22 protein-coding genes are annotated in these 22,882 nt (G+C 43.3%); 12 read left to right on the top strand and 10 right to left on the bottom strand.

Annotation, left to right across the window (positions count from 1 at the left end):
* Positions 1-7: 7 nt before the first annotated feature.
* Positions 8-1,102, bottom strand: coding sequence for a NapC/NirT family cytochrome c (locus OCU28_RS04110; protein ID WP_261817070.1), 1,095 nt, complete (start codon positions 1,100-1,102; stop codon positions 8-10).
* Between the two features lie 416 nt (positions 1,103-1,518).
* Here OCU28_RS04110 and OCU28_RS04105 point away from each other — a divergent pair, with 416 nt between their 5' ends.
* Positions 1,519-2,055 carry a DUF3332 domain-containing protein gene (locus OCU28_RS04105; RefSeq protein WP_261817069.1) on the top strand — a complete coding sequence of 179 codons (537 nt, stop codon included), beginning with the start codon at positions 1,519-1,521 and terminating at the stop codon, positions 2,053-2,055.
* Positions 2,056-2,117: 62 nt separating this feature from the next.
* Here OCU28_RS04105 and OCU28_RS04100 read toward each other — a convergent pair whose 3' ends face one another.
* The 3 genes from OCU28_RS04100 to OCU28_RS04090 form a co-directional block, all read right to left on the bottom strand.
* Positions 2,118-2,336: a VF530 family protein gene (locus OCU28_RS04100; RefSeq protein ID WP_261817068.1), complete on the bottom strand. Its 219-nt coding sequence runs from the start codon at positions 2,334-2,336 to the stop codon at positions 2,118-2,120.
* Positions 2,337-2,443: 107 nt separating this feature from the next.
* Positions 2,444-3,169, bottom strand: coding sequence for an SDR family NAD(P)-dependent oxidoreductase (locus tag OCU28_RS04095; protein WP_261817067.1), 726 nt, complete (start codon positions 3,167-3,169; stop codon positions 2,444-2,446).
* 103 nt (positions 3,170-3,272) lie between these two features.
* Complete coding sequence (locus OCU28_RS04090) at positions 3,273-3,935, bottom strand: CatB-related O-acetyltransferase (protein WP_261817066.1); 663 nt, start codon at positions 3,933-3,935, stop codon at positions 3,273-3,275.
* Positions 3,936-4,181: 246 nt separating this feature from the next.
* Here OCU28_RS04090 and pflB point away from each other — a divergent pair, with 246 nt between their 5' ends.
* Positions 4,182-6,479 (top strand): formate C-acetyltransferase, encoded by a 2,298-nt coding sequence (gene pflB / locus OCU28_RS04085; RefSeq protein WP_261817065.1) that lies wholly within the window; start codon positions 4,182-4,184, stop codon positions 6,477-6,479.
* 79 nt (positions 6,480-6,558) lie between these two features.
* Here pflB and OCU28_RS04080 read toward each other — a convergent pair whose 3' ends face one another.
* A complete protein-coding gene (locus tag OCU28_RS04080) occupies positions 6,559-7,065 on the bottom strand; it encodes a DUF3087 domain-containing protein (RefSeq protein WP_261817064.1) in 507 nt (168 codons plus the stop codon).
* 265 nt (positions 7,066-7,330) lie between these two features.
* On the opposite strand from OCU28_RS04080, the gene OCU28_RS04075 reads away from it, so the two are divergent.
* The 4 genes from OCU28_RS04075 (at position 7,331) to catB (ending at position 10,514) form a co-directional block, all read left to right on the top strand.
* Complete coding sequence (locus tag OCU28_RS04075) at positions 7,331-8,344, top strand: manganese-dependent inorganic pyrophosphatase (RefSeq protein WP_261817063.1); 1,014 nt, start codon at positions 7,331-7,333, stop codon at positions 8,342-8,344.
* A gap of 438 nt (positions 8,345-8,782) precedes the next feature.
* On the top strand, positions 8,783-9,253 hold the full coding sequence (locus tag OCU28_RS04070; protein ID WP_261817062.1) for a type II secretion system protein: 471 nt from the start codon (positions 8,783-8,785) through the stop codon (positions 9,251-9,253).
* A gap of 74 nt (positions 9,254-9,327) precedes the next feature.
* On the top strand, positions 9,328-9,798 hold the full coding sequence (locus OCU28_RS04065; protein WP_261817061.1) for a type II secretion system protein: 471 nt from the start codon (positions 9,328-9,330) through the stop codon (positions 9,796-9,798).
* Between the two features lie 92 nt (positions 9,799-9,890).
* Positions 9,891-10,514, top strand: coding sequence for a type B chloramphenicol O-acetyltransferase (catB, locus tag OCU28_RS04060; protein ID WP_261817060.1), 624 nt, complete (start codon positions 9,891-9,893; stop codon positions 10,512-10,514).
* Between the two features lie 617 nt (positions 10,515-11,131).
* Here catB and OCU28_RS04055 read toward each other — a convergent pair.
* The 4 genes from OCU28_RS04055 to OCU28_RS04040 form a co-directional block, all read right to left on the bottom strand.
* Complete coding sequence (locus OCU28_RS04055; RefSeq protein ID WP_261817059.1) at positions 11,132-12,424, bottom strand: DEAD/DEAH box helicase; 1,293 nt, start codon at positions 12,422-12,424, stop codon at positions 11,132-11,134.
* A 389-nt stretch (positions 12,425-12,813) separates the two neighbouring features.
* Positions 12,814-13,812: a transposase gene (locus OCU28_RS04050; RefSeq protein ID WP_261817058.1), complete on the bottom strand. Its 999-nt coding sequence runs from the start codon at positions 13,810-13,812 to the stop codon at positions 12,814-12,816.
* Between the two features lie 96 nt (positions 13,813-13,908).
* Positions 13,909-14,169: a DNA polymerase III subunit epsilon gene (locus OCU28_RS04045; RefSeq protein ID WP_261817057.1), complete on the bottom strand. Its 261-nt coding sequence runs from the start codon at positions 14,167-14,169 to the stop codon at positions 13,909-13,911.
* Between the two features lie 156 nt (positions 14,170-14,325).
* Entirely contained in the window at positions 14,326-15,132 is an 807-nt protein-coding gene (locus OCU28_RS04040; protein WP_261817056.1) for a fumarylacetoacetate hydrolase family protein, read from the bottom strand.
* A 443-nt stretch (positions 15,133-15,575) separates the two neighbouring features.
* Between OCU28_RS04040 and OCU28_RS04035 the strand changes: the two genes are divergently transcribed.
* The 5 genes from OCU28_RS04035 to OCU28_RS04015 all read left to right on the top strand — a co-directional run bounded on the left by OCU28_RS04035 (position 15,576) and on the right by OCU28_RS04015 (position 21,259).
* The gene (locus OCU28_RS04035; RefSeq protein WP_261817055.1) at positions 15,576-16,586 is read left to right on the top strand and encodes a helix-turn-helix domain-containing protein; all 1,011 of its coding nucleotides are present in this window, start codon (positions 15,576-15,578) and stop codon (positions 16,584-16,586) included.
* 213 nt (positions 16,587-16,799) lie between these two features.
* Positions 16,800-18,173 (top strand): metal-dependent hydrolase family protein, encoded by a 1,374-nt coding sequence (locus OCU28_RS04030; RefSeq protein ID WP_261817054.1) that lies wholly within the window; start codon positions 16,800-16,802, stop codon positions 18,171-18,173.
* A gap of 74 nt (positions 18,174-18,247) precedes the next feature.
* Entirely contained in the window at positions 18,248-18,916 is a 669-nt protein-coding gene (locus OCU28_RS04025; protein WP_261817053.1) for a DUF3299 domain-containing protein, read from the top strand.
* Positions 18,917-19,048: 132 nt separating this feature from the next.
* The gene (locus OCU28_RS04020) at positions 19,049-20,287 is read left to right on the top strand and encodes a carbohydrate porin (RefSeq protein ID WP_261817052.1); all 1,239 of its coding nucleotides are present in this window, start codon (positions 19,049-19,051) and stop codon (positions 20,285-20,287) included.
* 150 nt (positions 20,288-20,437) lie between these two features.
* A complete protein-coding gene (locus OCU28_RS04015; protein ID WP_261817051.1) occupies positions 20,438-21,259 on the top strand; it encodes a hypothetical protein in 822 nt (273 codons plus the stop codon).
* A gap of 35 nt (positions 21,260-21,294) precedes the next feature.
* Here OCU28_RS04015 and OCU28_RS04010 read toward each other — a convergent pair whose 3' ends face one another.
* A complete protein-coding gene (locus OCU28_RS04010) occupies positions 21,295-21,879 on the bottom strand; it encodes a TetR/AcrR family transcriptional regulator (RefSeq protein ID WP_261817050.1) in 585 nt (194 codons plus the stop codon).
* Positions 21,880-21,984: 105 nt separating this feature from the next.
* On the opposite strand from OCU28_RS04010, the gene OCU28_RS04005 reads away from it, so the two are divergent.
* Positions 21,985-22,872: a DMT family transporter gene (locus tag OCU28_RS04005; RefSeq protein WP_261817049.1), complete on the top strand. Its 888-nt coding sequence runs from the start codon at positions 21,985-21,987 to the stop codon at positions 22,870-22,872.
* Positions 22,873-22,882: the final 10 nt, after the last annotated feature.

Genomic DNA, 22,882 nt, shown 5'->3' with positions numbered 1-22,882 from the left:
GGCCTTATTAATGTCCAGTCACGTCTTTCGCGTGGTTTTGGAAAAATTTAGTCAGTAACTCTAAGTCGTGTTTTGAGATGTCGGTGCGGTCTCCCATGCCCTTCGCTACCGGACCCCATGCATTCACCGTAAAGTGATGCGCATCGATTTTGGCATGGCATGTTGAGCAATAAACGGTATCCAATTCTTCAGCATACGACCAGATAGGCTCTAGAGAATCGACAACAGGGCTAGTAATCTCAGCGTTAAGTTGAGCACTACGCCACTCATTGCCATAGCGGTCTGCTTCAAAATCACCAACCACCAAAGCTTGTTGGCCTTTGTCAGTTAAGCTCGCAACGATAGCGCGCTGACCTTGGCCGATATAAAGCACTTGCTCAGCACCTTTCATCTGATACGCATCTAACGTAACTTGACGAGTGTCCCCTTGTGCAGAGTTAACCACCAGTTTTGCGGTTGGATTGATAGTGCCTAGGTCTTCAGCTTTAATGTAATCCACCGGATAAACCACCTTGGCATCGCTAGGTGTTTGCTCAGTAAACTCCATCAGATGATCGAAGGCTTCTGAGTCCATTTCCAACTCCGGAGCAAAGTGCGCCATACCTTTGTGGCAATCAATACAGGTTTGTGAGTGTTCACGCGCATAAGCGTGCTTCTTGGCTGCATCTTCTGATTGCGAGTACTCATCCATAGCATCGAAATCATGACAAGAGCGGCACGTTGCGGAATCGTTTTCTCGAAACTGCTTCCATACGGTTTCGGCCATCTCTAAGCGATGCGCCTCATATTTATCTACATCATCGATCTTGCCCGTAACGAATTCATGATAAATATCTTTCGAAGCGCATATTTTAGTAATGACATAATCAACAGGGTCAGATGGGATATGGCAATCCGCACATTCAGCTCTGATCCCTTTAGCGTTACTAAAGTGAACCGAGCCTTCATATTCTTCATAGGGGATCTGCATGGTATGGCACGATACACAGAACTCTGTACTTGAGGTGTAATGCATAATGGCGGCTGTTCCCCCTAAGGTTAACCACCCAACCCCAATACCAACCGCTGCAATCAATGCAACATAGCGCTTCTTAATAGACATAGTACTCGTCAAAACAAAATATAGTTGTGAGTGGAGTACAGGGGTAATAGATACCTAAATTGACCTAAATCATTTATTTAATTTAACATTTTATATATATGTCTGGTTCGTGAATGCAATCCCAGTTACCACTTAAGAGGTACCCTATTATCAATAAAGTGTGACTTGTACCACTGTTACTTAAGCAACAGTTTGATACAGCAGGTTACAAATATTCTCTTTATTGCTAACTCTGCCTTAGGCCCTAAATAGATAGTTTATGCCGTGGCACAAATAGGTAAGTAACCAAAACCCGGCTCACCTACACTAGCTTCATCACGTAATTACTCCCAATTAATAACAATAAATATTGGGGTTAATTGCGCGACATTATTTATTTAATTGGTGTTAGTGCAAATTCAAAGAAGGGTTTATAGATGAAAAAATTATGCTTGAAGGCGATAGGTTTTATTGCAGTTGCTGCGTCTCTATCTGGTTGTATTGGTAGCAACGCCGTGACCGGCCATGTAATGAAATTTAACCTTGAAGTAGTCGACAACCGCTATGCACGTGGCGGAGTTAACATGCTCCTTGCCCCTGTGTATGCATTAAGCGTGGGTGTCGATAGCTTGATATTCAACTCCCTTGAATTCTGGACTGGTACAAACCCATTAAACGGTAAGCCACATATCTTTGATAGCAAAGTAGAAACCATGTACAACATGAACGAATCTCTAGACCCATCACTGACAGATGCGCCTATTGAACCCATCTCACAGCGCCAGATAGAAAGCAGTACCTTTGAGTCTATTGATAATAATACCGTACAGATGAATATCACCTACAACAACGGTGATACGGCGGTCGTTACCGGTGTACGTGATGGCGAAAAGGTATCTTATTACTACGATGGTGAATTGGTATCAGAGACAACCATGGGGCAACTGCAAGACTTCGTAACTACCGACGTCTAATTGATACAACAAAGGGCTCATAATGAGCCCTTTGTTGATGCTAATCAGCAAAAATTCACAACCTAACAAAAGGTTTGAATATATAGTGCTTCTACTTTGTCTCGCGCCCACTGAGTGCGGCGTAGAAATTTCAATGACGACTTAATCGATGGGTCGTTGTCGAAGCAATTAACCTTAACCTCGGCATACATTCCCTTCCAGCCGTAGTGCTCCACTAGACGAGTAAGTATTTTTTCAAGGGTCAACCCGTGCAGGGGGTTGTTCTGCTGTTGCTGGCTCATAAAGCTCTTCTTGTGCAAGCGCCGAGACGCATTAATAATTACCACTAATTGTATCACAACCAAGGTTGATTACTGTGCTGTCAAAAACGGCGATTGGCATTATCAAGCTAAAAGCTTGCCGAGTCCGCTTCCCCGCCATCTATATGAATCACCTCACCCGCGATGTAACTAGCACGCGCCGATGAAACAAAAACGACACCATCTGCGATTTCTTGGGGTGTGGCTAGGCGCTTCATTGGTAAATTATTCACTTTCTCTTCAAATCGCTCTGGGGCTGCAATACGAAATTTGTCCCAACCGCCACCATCAAATAGAGTTGCTGCTGGAGCTACGATATTAAAGCGAATTTTGCCAGCATGAGTCTTGGATAAAGACTGCACATAGTGAGTAACTGCCGCTTTCATCGCGCCATAGGCATTACCGCCTCTTTCACTCACTGAAGCACTGGTCGAGCCGATGAATGTCACTGCTGGATTATCACCAGTTAGCGCGGGAAGTACGCAGTCAATATTACGTACTGTTGCCAATACATCGGTATTTATACACTGTTCCCAATCAGAAGAGAGCGCACTAACATTAGGCACAAACACATCAACTTGACCGATTTCGTCAATCCATGCCTTAAAGTCCTGCTCTTGAGTTACATCCAATTGTTTAGCATGCAGGTGCGAATATTGTGCAAGCTCTGCTAAAACAGTATCGATCTTAATTTGGTCACGACCACAAAAGTATACATGTGCCCCTTCTTCTAGAAAGGTCTTAACTATTGCCGCTCCAATACCTGAAGAACCGCCAGTAACAACAACCTTCTTTCCACTTAATCCCAAATTCATAGCTTTACCTCCCTTTAAAACCCCTATCCTCACAGAACTGACACCAATTAACCACAAGCACAACCTAACATTCTATTGTTTCATGCTTTAAGCAATCCTGCTGTTACTCATTTATAAGCCCTTGCTCAGTTGCAAACGCCAATAACTCAGTTGCACTCCCTTGCACTAGCAAAGGCATCGCCTTCTCAATTATTGCAATATCCCAGTCCCACCATGCCAAGCGCAGTAGTAGCTTTTGATACTGTTCATTGAAGCGCATTTTGACTACCTTTGCTGGGTTCCCTACCGCTACGCTATAAGCAGGAATATCCGTTGCCACGACTGACTTTGCACCTATGATAGCGCCGTGGCCAATGTTCACTCCTGGCATTATCGTAACCTCATAGCCAAGCCACACATCATTGCCAATAACCGTATCTGGGTACTTCTTAAATGGATATTCTTTTAGCGGCAACTGCTGTGACCAACGCTCTCCAAATACAGCAAAGGGAAAGGTGCTCACGCCTTTAGTGGCATGATTGGCATCCGGCATAATAAATTGGACACCATTGGCCAACGCACAAAATTTACCAATATGCAGTGAAGCTCCCGATATACCAAAGTTATACAGAACGTTATTCTCTAAAAAGCCGCTCGCATCACCAAATTCACTGTAATAGCTATAATCACCGGCAAAAACATTGTGGACATCGCTTTGTTCAATTAATGGTTTTAACAGCACTGTGTGTTTTAACCCCGCCATAGGGTGTAGCGTATCTGGATTCATCTGGTTCAATACTCCTTATTAATTACGTCCATTATTTCATAAATTAATCGCACGCAAAATCTACCGCATATGTCATTTAATCTACTGATAAAACTAGTGTTTATTATAATCATGCACAAAATGCATTAATTAAATAAAAACAATGCACTTTACTCATTAATCTATCGTTCTATCATAGACCGCAGTTTAAAGCGGAGCGCAAACATAAACGCTACCGCATAATTATCAATGTGTTAGAGGTTCAATATGACTATTCCTACTACAAATATGATAGCAGCGTGGAAAGGCTTTCAAGGGGGCGAATGGCAGACATCGGTTAATACCCGGGATTTCATTCAAAAGAACTACACCCCTTATGAAGGTGACGAATCCTTTCTGTCCGAAGCGAGTGAGTCTACCCAGCAATTGTGGGAGCAAGTGTTAGAAGGCATTAAACAAGAAAGCCGCACTCATGCACCTGTCGATTTTGATACCGATGTTGCATCCACCATCACCTCACACGACGCTGGATACATTGAAAAACGCCTAGAGAAAATAGTTGGCCTCCAAACCGATAAACCACTAAAGCGCGCTATTATTGCCAACGGCGGAATTCGCATGGTGAAAACATCTTGTGAAGTATATGGCCGAGAGCTCGACCCTCAACTTGAAAATACCTTCACCGAGCACCGCAAGACCCATAACCAAGCTACCTTTGACCTTTATACAAATGAAATCAAAGCGTGTCGCCGTTCAGGTATCATCACCGGTCTTCCAGATGCGTATGGTCGTGGTCGTATTATTGGCGATTATCGCCGCATCGCGCTATACGGATTAGACTTCCTAAAAGCCGATAAGCAACAACAGCTGCATTCTACGCAAGCGATGCTTGAAAATGGTCAACAACTTGATAAAACACTGCGCCTGCGTGAAGAGATCACTGACCAAATTCGCGCGCTAGAAGACATACGTCAAATGGGGCTTAAATATGGCATTGATATGTCATCTCCTGCAGTCACCGCACAACAAGCAATCCAATTTACCTATTTTGGATACCTTGCTGCGGTTAAATCGCAAAACGGCGCGGCCATGTCACTCGGACGCACATCGACCTTCCTCGATGTATATATCGAACGCGATATTGAGCGTGGCATTATCGACGAGAAACAAGCACAAGAATTTATTGATCACTTCATCATGAAGCTACGCATGGTTCGCTTCCTGCGTACCCCTGAATACGATTCACTATTCTCCGGTGACCCAATATGGGCAACCGAAGCAATGGCGGGAATGGGGGTTGATGGTCGTACTCTAGTTAGCAAAACCACGTTCCGTTACTTGCACACCCTACATACTATGGGACCTGCTCCAGAACCAAATATGACCATCCTATGGTCAGAGCAACTGCCGCAAGCATTTAAACACTACGCTGCTAAAGTATCGATTGAGACCTCTTCGGTTCAATACGAAAACGATGACTTAATGCGCCCAGATTTTGACAACGATGACTACGCAATTGCTTGCTGTGTAAGTCCTCAGATCGTTGGTCAACACATGCAATTCTTTGGCGCTCGCGCAAACCTAGCCAAAGCGCTGCTTTACACCATCAATGGTGGTGTTGATGAAAAAACCAATGCGCAAGTTGGCCCTCAATTTGCTCGTATTGCAGATGACGTATTAGATTATGACCGCTTGATGCCTCATTTTGATGAAATGCTGGACTGGCTTGCTACGCAATATGTGACAGCGTTGAACATCATCCACTACTCACACGACCGTTACAGCTACGAAGCTTCGCTAATGGCGCTTATGGACCGTGATGTGCACCGCACTATGGCCTGCGGTATCGCTGGATTATCCGTAGTAGCAGATTCATTGGCTGCCATTAAATACGCGAAGGTTAAGCCAATTCGCAATCAAGATGGCATTGCCGTGGACTTTGACATTGAGGGTGATTATCCAAAATTTGGTAACAACGACCCACGTGTTGACGATATCGCTTGTGATTTGGTAGAGCGCTTTATGAATAAAATTAAGAAAAACCATACCTATCGCGATGCTGTTCCAACTCAGTCCATTTTGACCATCACATCCAACGTTGTTTATGGTAAAAAAACAGGCAATACCCCAGATGGTCGCCGCGCTGGTATGCCATTTGGCCCAGGTGCAAACCCAATGCATGGCCGCGATGAGAATGGCGCTGTCGCCTCTTTATCATCCGTTGCTAAACTGCCATTTGCATCAGCAAAAGATGGTATCTCATATACCTTCTCTATCGTACCGAATGCGTTAGGAAAAAGTGATACCGATCAGAAAGCTAACCTTGCCGCGCTTATGGATGGGTACTTCCACCATGAAAGCGAAAGTGATGAGGTTAAAGTCGAAGGCGGTCAACACCTTAACGTAAACGTGTTAAACCGTGAAATGTTACTTGATGCGGTCGAGAACCCAGAAAAGTATCCGCAACTGACAATTCGCGTATCTGGCTACGCTGTACGCTTCAACTCACTCACCCGTGAGCAGCAACAAGATGTAATCAGCCGTACCTTCACCGATAAAATATAATGGTATAATCTGTCGGCAGGCCAAATAAGAAAAAGGGCGATATAACTTGTGTATATCGCCCTTTTTGCTAATAAAGTAATTAGAATTCACTCAATAATCCTGAGTGATACTCGTTAATATTGAGCTCTACGTTATATTGCTCAGCCCAACCATCAAGCTCTAACTGCGCCTTATTTAAGGTATTTATAGTAATCGTATTGTCATCTAGCTCCCATAATTGACGAGATCCATGGTAGCTAAACTGCAGTGCCAACATTGCGCCCTTATTGCCCTGTTTGGCGGCCGCTATCAGTTTTCGGTTCTTTCTATAGATTCGATTTAGTTGTTGTTTTAGATCCCAAACATACGCAACTTCAAGCATCTTAGGGTGCGTTTTTAACTTAATCAGTATTGCGCCAAGGGTTAACGCACTCACTACTACCCCAAGTAGATTCCAGTGGAAATGCGAGCCAGATTGGGAGGGAAAGATCTGAATTAATGTTTGAGATATGGCCAAACTCAACACAGCCAGAATTGCAATACAGGCCACAATTACAATGTTAAGGCGTGAACGGTAGGTTTTTTTATCGATTGGTTTTAATTGCATTTACTTTCCAAGTGCTACTTCTGCCCATAATGATGCGCATAGGCTTTGATCAGCCCCCGAGTATATCTCATTCAATCACATGCTTATGAGACCCAAACGGAAAAGTGAACATTTAGGGCTAGATTCCCCATTATAAAAACCTATCACCATGAAAATCACAACTAACTAATTGAAATCAAAATGAAACAAGTAAGACATATTACTGAAACTTATTGCAGTTACCTTGTAGGCGTCTTTTATAAATACCCCTTTTAAGGAAACCTCAGTGAAACTTTCTCCAATAGTTGCAACACTAGTTATATCTATCAGCTCTACAAGTTATGCATTTAGCCTGCAGAATCCAGCAGATAATGACACTCAGAATCTGGTTTGGACCGGTCACTTAAGCCCAGATACTGATAGTGCCGTATCGGCTCTACTTGCGGCACATATCCATGGCGGCACGGCAACGGTTGCGGAACAGGTTAATCCAGAAACAGCATTTGTTCTGAACTATTGTAAGGTTGACGCGCCACGTGTTGAAAACGACTACTCTTCATTTAAAGTAGGTTTGGTAGACTTCAACCAGACTACTCAATTAGCAACGAGCATAGATCAAGGCTCAATAGTGGCCGTTATTGACCACCATGCTATTGGTGGTTCACCTATCAATACCCCACAACTTGTGGCAATGGATATTCGCGGCTGGGGTTCAGCGGCGACGATTTTGGCTGATCACGCCCAGCAACTTAATATCAAGCTACCTAAAAATCTGGCTTGTGCAGGCTTAGGCGCTATTTTGTCAGATACCGTGGTATTCCAATCATCAACAACGACAGATTATGACCGTCAATATGCTGAAAAATTAGCTAACATGGCTGGCATCAAAGATATCAACAGCTTTGGACAACAAATGCTGATTGCTAAATCCGATCTTAGCCACCTCTCTGCTGAAACCATTTTGACCATGGATTATAAAAACTTTGAATATGGCGGTAAAAAAGTCGGTATTGGTGTTGCTGAAACCCTAACCGCCCAGCAACTTATCGACCGTAAACAAGAGCTGCTATCTGCAATGACCGCTTATAAAAAAGCCAATAACCTAGACCACTTATTCTTCTCGATTACCGATACCAAGAATAAAAAAGCGAACTTACTGTGGGTTGATAATAGCGATTACCAAGTTCTTAAAAGCGCATTTAAAACAGCATCAAACAACGATATGTTGACCCTAGAAGGAGTCACATCACGCAAGCGCCAAATTGGTCCACCGATTCAACAAGCTCTTGAAAATAAATAAGCAACAATAACCATATATAAGGGTGAAATAATCAATTTCACCCTTATAAGATATATCACTGATTTAACCCATCTAAACCAAATAAGCCCTTCAAACTGCTCCTTGTAATTAAAAATAGCTTCCTGCGTATATAAGACTTGAATGAATATATATGCAGTAGATCACGAAAATAAAATAATACAATATGCAACATCCTTACTGATGTTGATTTGTAAAATCAATGTTCTCAAAATACGTCACATAACTTCTGTTTCATTATTTATCAGTACTGTCTAAGTATCTATGCACTATCCGAGCTCTTACCTAGTTATTAGCCATTCTATAGCTTCATATTGATAAACAATAAATCTAACATCAAACAACAAATGTTGGTTGTAAGTGAACCTTTAACTTCGTTAAATCCGCTTAATCTACAGCATTTAAAAAAGGACGTATTAAATGAAAAAGCAAAGTGGCTTTACTCTTATCGAGTTAGTTGTGGTTATCGTGATTCTGGGTATTCTAGCCGTCACCGCAGCGCCTAAATTTCTGAACTTACAATCAGATGCACGTAAATCCTCCCTACAAGGATTAAAAGCGGCTATGTCTGATGCCTCTCACATCGTATTTAGTAAATCAGCTATTCATAATGTAGAGCGCAACCCGGATGATAACGTGAGTGGAATCGCTACTCGCTTTGGTTACCCAGCAGCCACGAGTGCGGGCATCGGCGCGGCAGTTTCTGGATTGAGTGATGATTGGACGGCATTAGCAGATGGTTCAATGACTCCTCCATCGTATTTAGTTACGTTTAAGAATTCTGATGTAACGACAGCATTACAGATTGATGAAACACTCTGTTATGTAGAATATGAAGAAGCCACTGCAAGCGCAGCGCCAATAATTACCATCGTTGATGACAACTGCTAATAATTTAACTCACTTCAATAGCTAGTTCTATACCCACTATTGATTCACTAACGCCCTAAATTTCGAACTATAATATGAAAAAACAACATGGCTTTACACTGATTGAATTAATTGTCGTTATTGTTATTTTGGGCGTTCTTGCCGTCACGGCAGCGCCTAAATTTCTGAACTTGCAATCAGATGCACGTAAATCGGCCCTACAAGGCTTGAAAGGTGCGATGTCTAGTGCTTCACGCATTGTTTATAGTAAATCCGTGATTAACAATGTAGAACGTAACCCAGATGACATTGTAAGTGATATTGCCACTCACTACGGCTATCCAGCAGCCTCAGGTACCGGGATCGGTTTTGCGGTCGCTGGATTAAGTGATGATTGGACCTCCAGTTCTTGGCCTGGTGGCAGCCCGCGCTCCTACTTAACAACCTTTAAAAACCGTGAACTTACCAATGTTTTTAAGATTGAAGCCACCCACTGCTACGTGGAATATCAAGAAGCTACCTCCAGTTTAGAGCCTGTAATAACGGTGCATGATAGTGAGTGCTAACCAATATCACTCAACCTTGAACCGTAAAATCCCCTCAAAGGGGTAAAGCTGATAATATAATCTGCATAACCCACTACTTTGTTTGCCAAGCAATGACCAACTATTTTGATACTCCGTTTGCAGGAAAGCCGTTATCTGAACAAGTCACTAACCCAAATATCATTGTTGGTAGGCACAGCTATTATTCTGGATATTATCACCAGCATAGCTTCGATGACTGCGCTCGATATCTAAGCCCAGAGCGAAAAGATGTCGATAAGCTGATTATCGGAAACTTCTGCTCTATCGGATCTGGTGCGGTATTTATGATGGCAGGCAATCAAGGCCATCGTAGTGATTGGGCCTCTACCTTTCCTTTCTTTTATCTAGACAACCCTAATTTTTCCGCCGCTGACGATGGCTTTCAAAAAGCGGGAGATACCATAATCGGTAACGATGTATGGATTGGTTCTGAAGCCATGATTATGGCCGGCGTAAAAGTCGGAGATGGCGCAATCATCGCCAGTCGCGCGGTGGTCACCAAAGATGTTCAGCCCTACGAAATCGTTGGCTCTAACCCAGCTACACACATCCGCTATCGCTTTGAACCTGCAACTATTGAAAAACTGCTCCAAATGCAATGGTGGAATTGGCCCGACAACAAACTCAAACAGGCAATACCTCTTATCACCTCACAGGATATCGATGGATTGTTTGAGTTTTGGCGGCAACAATAGCGTACTAACTAAGATATCAAGAAGTACGCTAGCGACATTATGTGTGTCCAGTATTCTTTTACACCTTCATTAATAAGCGTGGCTTATGTGTGATATAAACGTAACTGAATTTATTCATAACGGCTATTTTGGTTAAATGAACCCATAGGTTAGAAGGTGAAACGCCATAACCGGAAGGGAATTTAACGCAATGGATGCTCTACTTTTTTAGATGAAAGAGAGACAGATTATGAATCAAGATATCCTACTAGATAGACCACGAATGACACTGGTTGTTGTTCTTACCACTGTTGTTTGGTATGCACCAATCTGGATGCTTTATATCTAATAAAGCGCCCTCTCATCAACTTCCCCCTATATCAGCCTGATTGTTTGACAGTTATATAACCTGCCAAACCATGGCTTGATGGGGTGATATCCAAATTATCTTACGTGCAGTCAACGACGTCTATTACTCGCAATTCTTATGAGTATCGGTTACCTACCACAATTAACTTAACACCCAAGTTGTGACAAGCTTGAAGGTTGGAAATAAAGCGGGAGTAGAAATATATCTCTCGGGGTAAAAAAAACGCCGATTGATTTGCATCATCGGCGTTTAGTGTACGCTGGCTCGCTTACTTCTTAGTGGCTGCAGCTCTATTTCTCACGATATTACGTAGTCGAGCGGATCTCTCAGCAGAACCCTGACTGGCATCAGAAGGGTTATTCTTGCGAGTTTTACGGTCTTTGAACGCTGGTTTGCTGTGCATTTTCTGCAATAGCGCATCACGGTTTTTTGGCTCGTACCCTGCTTGTTCTACACGTCTAATCGTATGACCAATCAACGACTCGACTTGTTGCAACGTCAGTTCCTCTTCACGGCTGACAAAAGACACTGCATGACCTTTTTGGCCAGCTCGACCTGTTCGACCAATACGGTGAACATAATCTTCTGCCAAAAATGGCATATCAAAGTTCACTACGTGTGGAAGGCCTTTAATATCTAAGCCGCGAGCAGCCACATCGGTTGCAATCATCACACGCGCCTTGCCTTCTTTAAACTCGTCAAGCGCTCTACGACGGGCACTTTGTGCTTTATCGCCGTGACATAGTACCGCTTTAATGCCGTCCAGTTTGAGTTCTTTCAATAACATGTTGGCCGTTTCTTTGTAGTTCACAAAGACCAATACCTGTTGCCAGTTCTTACGACCAATAAGTTCAGATAACATTTCACACTTTCTTTCTTGATCTACTGGGTAGACAACATGCGCGATAGTGTCTGCCGTCACGTTTTCTTGAGTTACAGATACTCTTTTCGGTTGATTCAACATTTCAGCCGCTAGTTTGTTCATTTGCGCAGAGAACGTCGCCGAGAACAGCATAGTCTGTGGCTTCGTTAAAACACCAGACATAATGGTTTCAATTGATGAAATAAAGCCCATGTCTAACATACGGTCGGCTTCATCGAAAACCAAGAACTCAAGGTTCTGTAGGGAAATATTTTTCTCATCCAGATGCTCAATCAAGCGACCTGGTGTTGCCACTAAAATGTCGACACCGTTCTTTAGCTTTTGAACCTGAGATGACATTTTCACGCCACCATAAATAGCAGCAACACTCAATGATGTGTACTTAATATAATCTTCAATGCTTTGCGCAATCTGTGCAGCCAATTCACGAGTTGGTGCAAGAACCAGTGCTCGCGTTTGAAACTGCTTAGTCACCTTGCTGTTGTCTAATAGTTGCTGAATAATTGGCAGAGCGAACGCGGCAGTTTTGCCGGTCCCTGTTTGAGCATTCGCTAAGATATCGTGCCCTTTACGAGCGAGAGGGATCGCTTTTTGCTGAACAGGCGTTAGTTTTTCGTAGCCACACTCGGACAGTGCTTTCACAATTTCTGGAGAAAAATTCTGAGATGAAAATGACATTGTTGTGTTCCTAAAATTAAGCGGCTACGACCACATAAAGCATAACCAAAAATACGGTCACAGATTGTAAAACAAACTGTATCGGAACGGCAGGCTTTTTACCAATTCATCGCAATAAGCTCAAAAACACGACATCCCAGATACTGGACATCCATTAATTATAGTTTTCAAACAACCAGATACTGGACATCCATTAATTATAGTTTTCAAACCAATACTCAACCGCTACATGTTAAAGCTTAAAAAATGTGTTTAAATCGGATGAATGTTGATTAATGCCGTGAAATTGACATTAAAATACGTAAATTAGGAAATTCAAGGCGTGCTGTGTCGTTAGCTAGGCTAATTAATAAAGATGTGTGGTAAATATGAGTAAATAAAGTGAGTGGTTAGTGCAAACATCGTCGCAGTTGGTTCTTTTTGGCTATCCATCGCCTACCTGTGTGCTCTGCAAATAACGCCAACTCATCCAGTGTACCGACCGCTCCTTGATAATCTTTGCCAAAATTACTGGCTAAGCTCATCCAAGTCTCTGTATCTAAGCCGAGTGAGTGCAGTAGTTTAGGGTGTGAAGCGACAATTGCACCGGGTTTGTCATTTCGAATAACACGGCCACTCCAATCCACTAGCTCAATATAATCGAGTAATGAATACGGAATGCCTCGCTGCTCAGACTCACTGGTATCGCCAACAAAACCAAATAATGCCTTCTTGTTACAAGGGGGCTCGCTTTGCTGTTCATCTTGATGTGACACGCCGTGAACTCGCTCGTAAACGGAGGTGTATTCAGACGCTTCGATACTGTCGTTGATGCCTGCTCGTATGGGATTCAAATCGACATAAGCCATGCATGTTAATAAGGCTTCTTCATCGAGTAACGCTTGCGACTTAAACCGCCCCTCCCAAAACCTTCCGGAGCAGTCATCTTCTGCGTTGGCTTTACGTGCAATAAACTCATTTAGGCTGCGCATGAACCATGAAATATCAATAAGCCGCTCTCGCCAATCATTGATGATACTAAGAGCCGCTTTACTTTCAACTTCAGCGCAGGTTTGCTTTTTTAGCCAGCGCTGAACTAGTACGGGAAGTGAGTATAACTGTCCCCACCTCCAGCAGACATCTTCATCACTAAGCTGTTGATTTAATTGCTCGTCGACATGCAGCACAATGTGGTAATGATTTGACATCACCGCATAGGCGCAGATATCCATACTAAATACCGTCGACAAATAATGCATCCGCTCAACCACCCACGCTCGGCGGTGCTCAAATGATTGCCCTGTATATTTATCGTCGCCACACAGATAGGCTCTGCGAACACAACGCGAGATACAATGATAATAAGGAGTATCAGAAAGAGAAACTTGAGACTGTCGAGATTGGGTCATAACAACTACCTCCAAGATGCACTGTGCATCAATTAAAGCTAGCTGTAGAGTCGAGAGACGTCAATATTTATGGGTGTCCGGTAATTTCTGTTCTTTTTAATCTTTGCGTTGATCAACTGAAAAAGATTCTTCGATTTTTTTAAGCTCTTCTTGCTCTTTCTGCTCAAGCTCTTTTTTAACTGCTGCTTTACGTTCGTTCAGTGCTTTTTTTTCTGACTTCGTCAGAAACTTCAGCGCCTTCTTGTTTGAAAGCGCATACGCAACGATGTCTTCACCCTTCTCTCTGCGTTCATTTACACGTTGTGAAAAACGTTCGTGGTCGCGTGCTTTGCGTTCTGCTGAACTCAATTTGCTCATTGATATACCTTTGTAAAAAATAGAGTGGCCATTTGTATGTCCTTACGCTGATAGATAACAACACTTATCTCGCAAGTAGCGGGAGTCTAGCATAGGATGGACTATGCTGTACTCCATATACCACAATGAATCTCTAGTATCGAACAGCCGAGCAACTTAGAATTGGACGGTATTTTCCACGCTCCCCACCCCATCAATGGTTACAGACACAATATCTCCGTCTGATAATGCCTTGGTCCTGCCCGGCGTTCCCATAAAAATCAAGTCGCCAGGTTTGAGGGTAAAATAACGACTCAGGTAACTGACCACCTTCGCCACCGAATGAATCATATGTCGTGTGTTCTCTTGCTGGACAACTTTACCATTAAGTCGAGTAGTCAACAGTGAGGCTTCATAATCAACGCCTCGCGTTATCGTCGCTGCAATGGGGCCAAACCCATCAGTCGCTTTAGCCCTCATCCATTGCAAATCTTGCCCTTGCCAGCTTCGTTCAGTTAAATCGTTACCAACGGTCACTCCAAATACAACGCCCTTTACTTGATCTTCAGATATATTGCGGGCCTCTTTACCTATAACAACCACCAACTCCCCTTCAAAGTGGACATTTTTTGCATCACTAGGCACTTGTATAGTTTGACCAGACAAAATCAGTGAAGACGGAAGTTTCAAAAATAGAGGAGGTGGACGGTCAGACGGAGAGGACATATGGCTAGCGAAATTCATCCCTACAGCAAAGACTTTTTCTGGTATGACTGGTAGCAGCAGCTCAACCTTATCCAGTGCAATGTTATTACTCTCTACTGAAAACTGATCAAAAACATCACCGGATATGGGATAGACTTTATTGCTAACTAGCCTTCCGTAGCCAATCTCTTCGCCTTGTTGGTATCTTACAAACTGTTCAACCTCACTCCATGCTGACGCTGAAGCAATTAGGGTGCTGATTAGAATTATCCATTTCATCTTTATCTCTACTCTCAACTGATAGTGACTAGTTAATTAAGAATAGTCACAGATGTATGGATACGGGATGGGCAGACAAATGGTACAACCTAAACAATTCAGCTCATCAAGCTTCTAAGCAGAAATGTGTTAGATACTGCGACTAAGATCGCGCTCAAACCGATCTCGGCTTAAAAGATTACCGAGATGGCGGAGTGTTCAAAGACCATAGGATGACTAAGCCCAACCTGGTTTCCCATGCAGGTGGGAATCTGTAAATGCTCTTGTGGGTGTCCTGTATTTGAGTGCCACAATACAGGCAGAAACATGTTCGAAAATTATGGGTGTCCAGTATTTGGTGATGGAGTACATAGCTAAAAAGCACACTTGTTCGACCCTTCTTAATTTGACGTACAGCTTGATATAATTAACACTCAAGCAACTAATCAAAAGTTGATATAGATATGGCTTCGCAAAAAGAAAATAACATCCCACTTGTATCGCGACAGAGTGTCGAGTTTTTTGCATCCATGTTTAAAGAGGTTGATAGTAAAACTTACGCCTTACTGCGCGCGGCTACTATCCCTAATGATATTCATACTGACGCTCAGTATGAATATTTGCCTGAGTCATGCCTGAAAAACTTTCTAGAAGTACTGGCTGATAACACCACTCAAAAACAATTGGGTTGGCTGTTTTTAAGAACCTGTAAAGAAACCTATGTACCTCGCCTTATTTCCTCGCTAACAGAGCAAAGCTCTCTTAAAGCAGCGTTACAGAAATTTAGTACCCTTTTAAAAAAGGAATCCAGTGCTGAAAATGTCTATCTTGAGCAAGCAGGAGGCAGTTGGTGGCTGGTTCGTGAGAAAAGTGGTTTGGATGAAGGATGGTTTAAATACGCAGAGATGTTCTCCGTTATCTGCATGGCAGAGCTATTAAGGGCATTAACTCATCAAAAGTGGCTTCCACAGCGAATTGGTATTCAACACCCTAACATTGATGAATTTTCACAACTGCCTTCGCTGCAACACGCTCAGTTTTTTATCGAGCGCCCGGTCACTGCCATCGAAATACCAGAATCGCTATTATTGTCACCTATTCAATTACCTAAAAATATCAACAAGGTCGCTCAGCATCAATCTTGCTCTATCCCCCCATCGTCTTTTAAACAGCAATTCACATTGGCAATCACTCCTTACCTTTCTATGGGCAAACTGCCTATCAAGATTGCCGCTGAAATCCTGAGGTTGAATGTAAGAACCCTTCAAAGGCGGCTGGAATCTGAAAATATTGTCTACAAACAACTGATTGAAGCCTTAGTTTTTGAACAAATATCTAAACACTTATCTGGCAGTAACGAAAATATAACTCAAATAGCTAACCGCTATGGCTACTCTGATGCGGCTCATTTCACACGTTCATTCAAGCGCATTTACGGTTGCACACCCTCTCAATATAGAAAATCACACCAATAAACTGACAAGCACTATCTAACAACTCCCTCCTTTAATGTCATCAAATGGCAATTAATTAACCTCGATTCACCATAAAGTAACACCCAAGTTATTGAATGCATCCAAGTTGTTAAGTTTGCTTCATGCAATAACTAACGCATAGGAAATGCACTCAGATTTTTTGAGTAGAGATTTGGATAGGGATAATTTGCTTAGTTTATAAGGTAAATCAATATGAAGAATACTCTCAAGCTGACGGCAATAGCACTATCATGTTCTGCTGCTTTTTCCGTTTCAGCTGCTTCCACACTGTTCACCAATGTAGATATATTCAATGGTACAGAAGACAAGCTGTATCAAGATCATCACGTACTGGTCGAAGATAACAAGATCAAAAGCATTTCTGCTAGCCCAATTGAAGCCAATGATGCAACCGTTATCGACGGTCAAGGCAAAACCTTAATGCCTGGGCTTATCGACGGTCATGCACATATTATGATCAACTACAACTTTGACCAGGTTGAGAAAAATAAAGACCTTACCGATATTTCAATTAACGCCGTCACCGTTGCACAACGTTTCCTTGACGATGGCTTTACCTCTGTTCGTGATATGGGCGGCCCGGCTTTTGGTCTAAAGCGTGAAATAGATGCTGGCAATATTGACGGTCCACGTATCTACCCATCCGGCGGATTTATTTCCCAAACCTCTGGCCATGGTGACTTTAGAGACCGTGCGGACCCAGGCTTTAGTGCGGGTATCAAAGGTGACGTGTCCAACTTTGAACGTATGGGTATTGGTAATGTTGCAGATGGCGTGCCAGAAGTATTAAAAGCAACCCGCTTGAACCTACGCAACGGCGCCACTCAAATTAAAATAATGGCCGGCGGTGGTGGTTCATCTCGATTTGACCCGATTGATACGACCCAATACTCAAAAGATGAAACCTGTGCCATCGTTGAGGCGGCTGCCGATTGGGGCACTTATGTCGCAGCGCATACCTTTAATGATCGCTCTGTTAATCGACTACTAGATTGCGGCGTAAAAACATTTGAGCACTCTTTCTTCATTAGCGAAGAAACTATGCAGAGAATTGCCAAAGAAGGTGGATTTGTGGTTCCTCAAATGTGGGGCATTTCCCCTGATTTAGCTAAAAACCCCCTAATGCCAGCTGACAAGCTGCCACTTATCAACGCACTTGTGGAGGAATATGGCACGTTTGGCAAAGACCTGTTAAAGCACGATGTCAAAGTCGTATTTGCCTCTGACTACGTAGGCGTAAACTCCGATGCTGAGCGTGCTCGTCGCTACGAAATCTGGTGGCGTGGGGAACAATTTGGTAGCAACTTTGAGGTGTTAAAACAGATGACATCTAATGCTGGCGAAATGTTGGCACTGTCTGGCCCTCGCAACCCAGCGAAAGGCAAGCTAGGCGTTATAGAGCAAGATGCGATTGCCGATATCATTCTGGTAGAAGGTAATCCGTTAGATGACTTAGGTGTCATTGGTGGAACCAATAAATGGTTCGATGCCGACCCAGAATACAAAAAAATCGACACGATCAAGCTAGTCATGAAAGACGGCCAAATTTACCGCAACGAAATGTAATCGACCGCAACACCCTATTAGGCAAGGGCTACAAACCCTTGCCTATTTAATTCTTTCATTGAGGTTTACCCACTATGTTTTTCTCTAAATCAACGCTATTAGGTTTGCTGTCTGTTGTTGCTTCTGTCTCACTATTTGCCGCTGAAGCACAAACAACTTATTGGGACCAACTTACTCCTAAAATGGAAACCGTCGAAGACCCATTTAAGTCATTAGATGACAATCAAATGTTCGATATGGCAACTATCGCTCGCTTCCAAGAGGCTCAAAAACAGCAAGATTTTCAAGTCAGTGAAGCGGCAAAGCAAGAGGTTGAGAAAATAAGACAAGGGCTGCAAGCTCAAGGAATTGATGTCGAACACTTATTTAGCGTCCGCAATAAAATCATGCAGCAGCGCCAAGCTCTGGCGTCTTTGCCAAACAAAGACGTATTAAATGCAAAGCGTAAAATCCCAGGATTTATTACTCCTATCGAGATGAAAGGAACCAAGGTCACTAAGTTTTTCCTCGTTCCTACTGCTGGTGCATGTATTCATACCCCACCTCCGCCTGCAAACCAATTAGTGTTAATTGAGTATCCAGAGGGTATTGAGTTAATAAGCCTAACAACACCCGTTTGGGTACAAGGCGAACTTACCGGACAACAGTCAACACAAGATGTGGATTACTCGGATGGGTCTGCAAACGTGGAATCAGTTTATGCGATGACAGCCGACTCTATTGAACTGTATAGTCCTGAATAACAAAGAGATCCCAGCCAATAAGCAATATCATCTGATGTCGCCAAATGACAATTTTTGTTAGACGTTGTGCCTACAATTTATCTCAGCAACTACTTCTTTAGCCCTAGGCAACTCCTTGAGGAACTCACGTTAATGAACAAACTCTCACGCCTTACCCTTTCTATCACTGTAACCTGTTTTTCATCTATGGTATTTGCTGCCAATTTTGAAGGCCCTGATAGTGTAGGCAACACCATTTCAGAGCAAAAGATCCCACAGAAAAGCTGGCGAGAATCCCTCGCTGAAGAGGGGCTGACTTTTGGCCTAGACTACAACGCTTTAAGCTTAGCTTCTAAAGATGGCGTAGCAGGCAACAGTGTTGATGCCTCTTCGGGTGTCGTTCGATTCTATGGCGCTTGGGATCTAATTGGTCGAGATTCAGGTAATACGGGTGGCATTGTATGGAAGGTTGAACACCGCCACGCTTATTCTGATACCGCACCAAAAGGATTTGGCTTTATTGGTGATGACCAAATCGGCTACGTTGGCATGATCGGCTCTGCATTTAGTGACCAAGGGGCGCGTGTTACTAACCTGCATTGGAAACAAAAACTTAATGGCGGAAAAACCTCAATCATCGCAGGCTGGCAAGACGTAACGGATTACGTTGATACTTATGCGCTTGCCAGTCCTTGGTCTGGCTTTAGTAACCTAGCGTTCTCAACTGGGGCTGGCTCTATGGGACTGCCCGATGACGGCGTATTGGCCTTGTCTGCAGGTCACATGCTTAACGACAACTTTTATGTCATTGCAGGTATTGCTGATGCCAACGGCAAATCAGATGACATATTCGACGGCTTTGATACTGCGTTCGGTAGTGATGCGTCGTATTTCACAACTCTAGAACTGGGCTGGACGGCCTCCCAAGATCAAATTTTTACTGACAATTTCCACATAACACTATGGCATTTTGGCGACGATACTCGTCATAACCTCGCCTACCCTGATACCGCCAACACCGACGGAGGCCAAGGTATTAATTTCTCATGGAGTACATTTATCACTCCACAAATTATGCCGTTTATTCGAGGGGGAATATCAGAAGGTCAAGTCGCCCTTTACGACAAATCCGTAAGTGCAGGCTTTGGTTATTTTGGGCTTGGTGCACCCAAAAATAACTTAGGATTTGCGGTCAACTGGGCTGAAGTTAATCACCAAATATTACAACCTATCAGCCATTCAGATGAGCAATGGACAGCAGAACTGTATTACAACATGCAATTTGGTGAGCATTTTCAAATCACACCTGATGTGCAAATCATCAAAGATCCCGCCTTCTCAAACAAAGATAGCGCAGTTGTGTTTGGTATCCGAGCACGATTGTTTCTTTAATTTACCAGAGCAGCAATTAACGACAGCCTCTGTTCTACTTGTCGTTAAGTGGCTATTTTCACAACGAGATATTATTAAGATAAGCCTCACAACACACAAAGAGCGATATCACCTCAGTGGGTCGCCTTTCTCTGATTTTTGAGGTAAGACATGAAGAAAACGTTAATCACAACATGGCTACTCTGCATTGTAGCCTCTACTGCGGTAGCAAACGCATCAACACCATCTGATGACAAATCTCTAGCTGAAGAAGCCGCCAAAGAACTTGCTAATCCAAATACCGCTTACGCGAGTTTAAACCTAAAACTGCAATACAACGGCGGATATCAACACGGCGGAAACAGCACCACAACCGTATTCCAGCCAACCCTTCCTTTTCCGATGCAAGGTGGTGACAAAGTGATATTTCGCCCTGCTATTTCTTATATTGACAGCAACGTAGGCCATCACGATGAATCAGGCTTTAGTGATATCTCTTTTGACTTAGCATACGCTCCAAAGACCGCCCCTGGCACCATTGCCGCATTTGGGGTTATTGCCTCTTTACCTACTGGTAGTGATGAATTTAGTGCTGACCAGTTTGCCGTCGGCCCCGAGATGTTAATCGGTAAAGCCAATGCTAAGCGAGTCATTGGCGCATTCCCCAACCATTTAGTTGGCGTGGCCGGATCTGGGATTGATAAGCAGCGTATCAATAAAACCTCGGCGCAGCTTTTCTGGGTAGAAATATTAAACGGTGGTTGGACAATCGGCACATCGCCAACCATAACCTACGATTGGACGACTAACCAAGCTGAGGTGCCGATTAACCTCAATGTTTCTAAGACAACTATCATTGCCGGTCGACCTTGGAAATTTGGATTAGAAGCAAACTACTACATTGAAAAAGATGACAAGACTCGACCTGATTTCATGATTGGTCTTAACATTACGCCCGTTGTTGAGAACCAGTTAGCCAACTTATTCAAGTAGGCTAACGCACCGATATAGCGATTTTGGCCTACACCCTATTGAATCCCCACCAGCAATAGATCTGTTGCTTCAAGCGCATGTTGCTCAATTTGCTGGTCATTAAGAGTAGGCATCCCCAACAGCGCCGCAGAGCAAGGCGCAAGTAGCATACCAAGCCACAACTCAACCTTAGTGCTTGGATGTTGTAAACCAAATCGCTCACTAAAGAATGCGTTTAAAGCACGACTGGTATCATCAGCACCAATACCCATAAAGCTCTCGATTATTTCTGGTGCTTGAGTTGCCTCAGCAATTAATAATCGCTGGGTTGCAATATGCTCTTTTGATAGATGAAATTGCATAAACTCTGTCGCAAATGCAACCAGCGCATCTCGATTACTCTCTAAGGTAAGGTGCACGAAATAGCGGCCATTATAGCTGTCACCGATCTGTCGCATGGTTGCCTGAAAAAGCTCTATCTTAGAGGGGAAATAGCGATAGAGAGTTTGCTTGGTCAGTTTCGCTTGCGCCGCTATACCATCCATGTTGGCAGATGTGTACCCCTGCGATAAAAATACCGATTTCGCAGCCGCCAAAATAGCATGTCTTTTTATTGCTCTATTTTGTTCAATTTTACTCATTGCTTCCCTCTACAATATAAATCATCCTCATGGGTATGATTTATATTGACACTATACCACTACAAAATCATACTTTCGAGTATGATTTATTGATGGATATTTATTATGACAACTTTTTCATTCCCTAACTTGGCGTTCAACAACAACCGTATTACTGGATTTATGGTCGCGATTCTAGGCGCAGTATTAATGAGCATCGACCCGATATTCATCCGTTTTGCGGGTGTAAGTGGCTTTGATACCGCGTTTCTTTTTGGCTTATTTAGCGCAATATCTATGTCATTTGTACTCAAAATCAACGATAAGCGCGGTATTAGAAAGGCGGTAATTGACAGTGGTTGGCCGTTGTTATTGGCAGGTCTATTGATGCTCGGCAGCGCGACTGGATTGGTGTTTAGTATTAAGAACACATCAATTGCGAATACCTTCGTGATTCTAAGTGCTTCTCCAGCTGTTGCCGCTATTTTTAGCTGGCTATTGCTACGCGAGAAAACCAACCGCACCACAATCATCGCAATTATTTGTGTCATGCTCGGTATCGGGATTGTTGTGTCAGGTTCGGTTAGCTCAGGTAATTGGATTGGCGATGCTTTAGCGGTATTTTCCGTGATCTGCTTGTCGTTAATGTTCACCCTACTGCGCCGCTATCAAGACGTAAGTCGATTAGCCAGTGTCGCACTGGGCGGTTTGCTACTTGCAGTAGTGATGTCATTTTTTGCACAGCCAAGCCACTACAGTGTCGATACGTGGCTGATTATGGCTGCAATGGGGCTGTTTTCCGCACCACTTGGACGAGTCATGTCTATGGTTGCGACCCGCTATATTACAGCCGCTGAAGTGTCGATGACCTTGATGCTAGAAACAGTACTCGCTCCACTATGGGGGTTTCTGTTCTTCACTGAGATCCCCGCTATAGCAAGTATTTTCGGCGGTTCAATTATCTTAGTCACCATCTTCATCTACACATTAATCACTATGAAAAATGACCAGTAATTACGGAGTA

It is taken from the genome of Vibrio gallicus (assembly GCF_024346875.1).
Classification (GTDB): Bacteria; Pseudomonadota; Gammaproteobacteria; order Enterobacterales; family Vibrionaceae; genus Vibrio; species Vibrio gallicus.
This window is presented reverse-complemented; position numbering and strand designations above follow the sequence as displayed.